1 protein-coding gene is annotated in these 1,098 nt (G+C 38.7%); it reads right to left on the bottom strand.

The window, feature by feature from the left end; translation table 11 throughout:
* Window positions 1-322 precede the first annotated feature (322 nt).
* On the bottom strand, window positions 323-1,098 hold a 776-nt coding region (locus tag R2S57_RS30350; RefSeq protein WP_316848655.1), incomplete at its 5' end, for a sensor histidine kinase.

The following is a 1,098-nucleotide window of genomic DNA, read 5'->3' on the forward strand; positions in this document are numbered from 1 at the left end:
GATGGCGGAAAAATTCTGTATTCAGGAAATGTGGATGGCCTGTTGAAATGTAAGGAAAGTAAAACAGCCCCGTTTCTGGAACGTTATCTGAACGATGAAAGGCATAACAATTGAAAAAAACATTAACATATTGCTTTGATATGCTTGGGATAAATAATCAACCGCGTCAAATCTTTAAATATACCGTAAAATAGAATTTGGTGCCCATAAAACCGCACGCCCGAATCTGCTATACTTTACTGTTTATCTGGTTAACATACCACTTATTTCAAACCGAAAGAAAATACACGAACTTGGGGAGTTTTTTAAATATTTTCCAGGTTCAGTCCCGGAATATCAATTGCATCGTAACACCATTATCAACGATGAAATTCAGTGTCCCATCAAGCTGCTTCGATAAACCTTTGATTAAGTTCATTCCCATCGAATTTACTTTTGCAAGCTCCCAGCCTTCAGGAAGGCCAATGCCATTGTCTTTGATTGAAAGATTATGCTGCGATCCTTCCGTATTTAAAGATATAAAGATTGTTCCTGAAACAGAAGGATAGGCATATTTAATGGCATTAGTTATGGATTCATTTATTATCAAACCTATCGATACAGCCCTTGCTACACTGAGTTTTAATGGTTCCAGATCCATTATGAACTGAATATTACCTTCCAGTCCATAACTATCCCGAAAATGCCCAACAAGGTCATCTATGTAGGTATGAATATCGATGAATACCATATCGTCAGTCTGATAAAGCCTTTGATGGATCAGCGCTATAGATTGCATTCTAAGTTCGCTATCTTTTATAATGCTCAGTGCAACCTTATTTTTAATGAACGAGGATTGGCGGTGTAAAAGTGCGGTAACGATCTGCAGGTTGTTTTTAACCCTATGGTGGATTTCTTTGATAAGCCACTGCTTTTCGGTTACAAGGTCATTGAGTTCATTATTCTTCCTGCCAATTTCACGACCGGAGGTTAGGCTCTTCCTGTAACTCATGTAAACAATAACCAGAATAACTGCCAGCAGGCATAGTCCTATAATGGTTGCATTCCGGGTAAATTCCGCCCGCTTTAATGAACCGTTCTGGATGGTTTTCTGCTGCC

This window comes from Pedobacter psychrodurus (assembly GCF_032678585.1).
Taxonomy (GTDB): domain Bacteria; phylum Bacteroidota; class Bacteroidia; order Sphingobacteriales; family Sphingobacteriaceae; genus Pedobacter; species Pedobacter psychrodurus_A.